At 65.9% G+C, this 3845-nt stretch carries 3 protein-coding genes and 2 pseudogenes; 4 read left to right on the top strand and 1 reads right to left on the bottom strand.

Annotated elements, in window-relative coordinates; genetic code table 11:
• Positions 1 to 316: pseudogene (locus tag ACLP9N_RS27140) on the bottom strand (transposase); the annotation flags it as partial.
• Positions 317 to 453: 137 nt separating this feature from the next.
• Between ACLP9N_RS27140 and ACLP9N_RS27135 the strand changes: the two are divergent.
• The 4 genes and pseudogenes from ACLP9N_RS27135 to ACLP9N_RS27120 all read left to right on the top strand — a co-directional run.
• Positions 454 to 1650 (top strand): tyrosine-type recombinase/integrase, encoded by a 1197-nt coding sequence (locus tag ACLP9N_RS27135; RefSeq protein WP_442410277.1) that lies wholly within the window; start codon positions 454 to 456, stop codon positions 1648 to 1650.
• Positions 1640 to 2617 carry a tyrosine-type recombinase/integrase gene (locus ACLP9N_RS27130; protein WP_442410276.1) on the top strand — a complete coding sequence of 326 codons (978 nt, stop codon included), beginning with the start codon at positions 1640 to 1642 and terminating at the stop codon, positions 2615 to 2617. The genes ACLP9N_RS27135 and ACLP9N_RS27130 overlap by 11 nt, the downstream gene beginning before the upstream one ends.
• A gap of 1 nt (position 2618) precedes the next feature.
• Positions 2619 to 3617: a tyrosine-type recombinase/integrase gene (locus ACLP9N_RS27125; RefSeq protein WP_442410275.1), complete on the top strand. Its 999-nt coding sequence runs from the start codon at positions 2619 to 2621 to the stop codon at positions 3615 to 3617.
• 88 nt (positions 3618 to 3705) lie between these two features.
• Positions 3706 to 3845 (top strand): annotated as a pseudogene (locus tag ACLP9N_RS27120) (IS630 family transposase); the annotation flags it as partial.

Genomic DNA, 3845 nt, shown 5'->3' with positions numbered 1-3845 from the left:
GGTGAAACCGCGGGTGCTTGGCCAGCCACCTCTTCACGTTCTCGTGCTTGTGGGTTGAGTAGTTGTCGAGGATCAGATGAATCTCGAGGCCGTCGGGGACCTCGTTGTCGATCGTGCGAAGGAACTTGAGGAACTCGATGTGCCGGTGGCGCGGAAGGCATTGGCCGATCACGCTGCCGGTCAGGACGTCCAGCGCAGCGAACAGGGTCGTGGTCCCGTTGCGCTTGTAATCGTGGGTCATCGTCCCCGCCCGCCCAGGCTTGATCGGCAGCGACGCCTGCGTGCGATCCAACGCTTGAATCTGCGATTTCTCGTCTGATGTGAAGTCTTCGGTTATGTGAAGTTGTTGATGTTTGGGCTGGTGGGGGTCTTGTCGGCGCCCGGCTTCTTCGCATAACGCGGGGTTTCCTTGGTTGGTCATGTTTGTCGTCTGACCAAGGAGGTTGATCGTTGATGTCTGCTGTCGACGGGTTGGCGGCTCAAGCGGGCGCGTTCATGGTGGGGGCCGGCTACTCGCCTGGTTCTCGTGCCAGCTACCAGCGGATGTGGGATCAGTTCGGGGAGTACTGCGCGGTGAGCGGGGTTCGGCATCTGGATCGGGAGGCCGCCGACCGGTTCTGCGCGGCTGCCGGCGCCGATGGTGTTGAGCAGTGGCAGGTGTTCTACCGCCGGGCTTTGGGCTGTCTGTTCGATGCGGCCGAGACAGGCCGGTTCGCGTTGCGGGCAGGGCGCGGGAGGATCCCGGTGCCCGAGGTGTTCACGGCGGAGTTCGAGGCGTATGCGTCGTCGCTCACAGGACGCGGACTCGCCGAGGCGACCCTGCGCGCCAAGGCCGGGATGCTGCGCCGGTTCTTGGCGTTCCTGGCCGGGCTGGGGGTGGAGCAGATGACAGCGCTCAGCGTTGTCGAGGTATCCGCCTATGTCCGCTCGCTCGCGCCGATGGCCGCTTCCAGCCGCGCTGGCCAGTTGTACTTCCTGCGCGAGTATCTGCGGTTCGCGGTGAGCGAGCATGGCGTCGATCCTGCCCTGGGTGCCATGTTCCCGGTGATCGTCACCGACAAAGATGCGGTTCTGCCTTCGGTCTACCGGTCGGGCGAGGTTGCCGGGGCGTTGGCCGAGGCCGGCAACCGGTCTGAGTCGCCTCTGCGGGATCGTGCGGTGATGCTGCTCGCGTCGCTGCTGGGGTTGCGGTCGGGAGACATCAAGGGGCTGCGCTTCGACCAGATCGACTGGGCAAACCAGCGGCTGTCTTTAGTCCAGCAGAAGACCGGCCGACGGCTCGACCTGCCACTTCTCGATGAGTGCGCGTTAGCGATCATTGACTACTGGAAGAACGAGCGTCCCGGGGTCGACGACCCGCACGTGTTCCTGCGCCACAGGGCCCCGCACCAGCCGCCCGTCGCGAATAACCACTTCCACCAAGTGGTGTCCGGGTGTTTCGCCCGGGCGGGGGTCGAGGCATCCGGACGGCACCGCGGACTGCATGCGTTGCGGCATTCCGCGGCGGTCGGGATGCTTGAGTCTGGGGCTCCTTATCCTGTGATCGGCGCGGTGCTGGGGCACGCCGAGGCGAATAGCACCCGCCGGTATCTCAGGGTCGACGTCGCCCACCTGCGCCCGTTGGCGTTGGAGGTGCCCGATGGCCGTTGAGATCACTCCCGACGGCGCGTTCCCTGAGCTGTTCAGCGAATACATCGAATACAAGAGGAACCTCGGCTATGTCTACCCTGACAGCCGGCTCTACCTCGTCAGGCGCCTGTCGAGGTTCCTGGCCGGGCGGGCCGCCGATGAGCGGGTGTTGACCAGGGACGCCGCCGAGGCGTTCGCCCGGCCTCGCGAAGGAGAATCCTCTGGCTCATCCGCGGGCCGGCGAGGAATCGCCCGCCAGTTCGCCCTGTTTTTGCGGTGGAAGGGAATCGAGGCATGGGTGCTGCCCGAACGCTCCCAGCCACGCCAGTCCCGCTCTTTCGTTCCGAGGATCGTCACGGCTGATGAGATGGCCCGGGTCATCGCTTGCGCCGACGCCCGCCCCGCCTCGCGGTGCGGGCCCCAAACCCAGCCGGTCTACGCGATGCTGGTCCGCTTGCTGTGGTGCTGCGGGCTGCGGATCGGCGAGGCACTGTCTCTGCGGGCCGGCGACGTGGACTTGGCCGATGCCGTCATCACCGTCCACAAAGCGAAGCACAACCGAACGCGGCTGGTGCCGATGTCACAGTCCTTGGCAGCGCACGCCCGCCGCTACGCGACCACCGTCGGCCTTGTCCCCGAAGATCCCGGCGCGTGGTTCTTCCCGTCCCCGCGCGGCGGGGGCTACAACCCCTGCTCGGCCACCGCGCACATTCAGGGGCTGATGCTCCAAGCGGGCGTCACCACCGCCTCGGGCCGTGCCCCCCGTGCCCACGATCTGCGCCACTCCTACGCGGTGGCGTGCCTGGCGAAGATGCAGGCCGGCGGGGTGGACGTCTACGCGGCGTTGCCGTTGCTGGCCACCTACATGGGACACGCCGACATCGTCTCAGCGGAGTACTACCTGCGCCTCGACCCGTCGGCCTGGGCCGGCATCGACCAGGCCATGGCAGACACCTACACCGGCGTATTCCCCCAAGCGGCGGTGTGAGATGACCGCCGCCCGCTCTTTCGCCGACACGTTGGCCCAGTTCCTGACGATCTACCTGCCCGTCACCAGGGCCTGCTCCCCGAACACCATCTCCGCCTACCGGGATGCGTTCACGCTGTTCCTGCGGTTCATGGACCAGCAGCAGGCGACCTCACCGGACAAGGTCTCCTTCGCCGACTTCACTACCTCGAACGTGGCCGCCTTCCTCGGTTGGCTGCGCACCGACAGGCAATGCTCCACCGCCACCGCCAACCAGCGCCTGGCCGCGTTGAAATCGTTCTTCCGCTACGTCCAGGCCCAAGCTCCTGAGCAGATCGCACAAGCCCAGCAGGTCCTGGGCGTCAAGGCAGCTCAAGTCCCCCAGCCGGCCATCGGCTACCTGCCAGTGGAAGCGATCGGGTTGCTGCGGGAGCACGCCACACGCCGCGGGCCACGTGACCTGGCGCTGCTGACGACGCTCTACGACACCGCAGCCAGGGTCCAAGAGATCTGTGACCTGTCGATCGGAGACCTCCACCTCAGCAAACCCGCCAGCGCCGCCCTGACCGGAAAGGGCCACAAGACCCGGATCGTGCCACTGACCCCTCAGGCTGCTCAGATCCTCACCCAGCACGTCCGCACGCTCCCCCACGATCCGTCCGCGCCAGTGTTCGCCAACAGGACCGGCCAACGACTGGGGCGCGCCGGTGTCGCCTACATACTCGCCAGATGCATGCACGCCGCGCACGCCGAACGGCCCGAACTGGTGCCCGAGAAGGTCTCTCCCCACGTGCTACGCCATTCGAAGGCGATGCACCTGCTGGAAAACGGAGTCAACCTCATCTACATCCGCGACATCCTCGGGCACGCATCCATCGTCACCACCGAGGTCTACGCCAAAGCCAACCCAGAAATGAAACGCCAAGCCGTCGAAGCAGCCGCCGGCAAGACCCTCGGACCAAGCCGCTACGACCCGGCCTCCCGGAAGGACCTGCTGGACTGGCTCCGCCAAGCCATCTGAGCTGCCGTTATGCGAAGAAGCCGGGCGCCGACAAGCCCCCCACCAGCCCAAACATCAACAACTTCACATAACCGAAGACTTCACATCAGATGAGAAGAGTCAGGTGCAGGCCTTGGCGCGCTCCCAGCCGACGTTTCCGATGATGCCCGGGATGCCGAAGAAGCGCACGCACGATTACGTCAGGCACGGCACCACGAGCTTGTTCGCGGCGTTCAACACCACCGACGG

Source organism: Mycobacterium sp. (assembly GCF_052144515.1).
Lineage (GTDB): Bacteria > Actinomycetota > Actinomycetes > Mycobacteriales > Mycobacteriaceae > Mycobacterium.
Note: the sequence above shows the minus strand (reverse complement) of the source record. Positions and strands in the feature narration are given on the sequence as shown.

Coding starts and splice junctions, on each gene's coding strand:
- ACLP9N_RS27130 (WP_442410276.1), top strand. CDS start 1,640: ATGGCCGTTGAGATCACTCCCGACGGCGCGTTCCCTGAGCTGTTCAGC.
- ACLP9N_RS27125 (WP_442410275.1), top strand. CDS start 2,619: ATGACCGCCGCCCGCTCTTTCGCCGACACGTTGGCCCAGTTCCTGACG.
- ACLP9N_RS27135 (WP_442410277.1), top strand. CDS start 454: ATGTCTGCTGTCGACGGGTTGGCGGCTCAAGCGGGCGCGTTCATGGTG.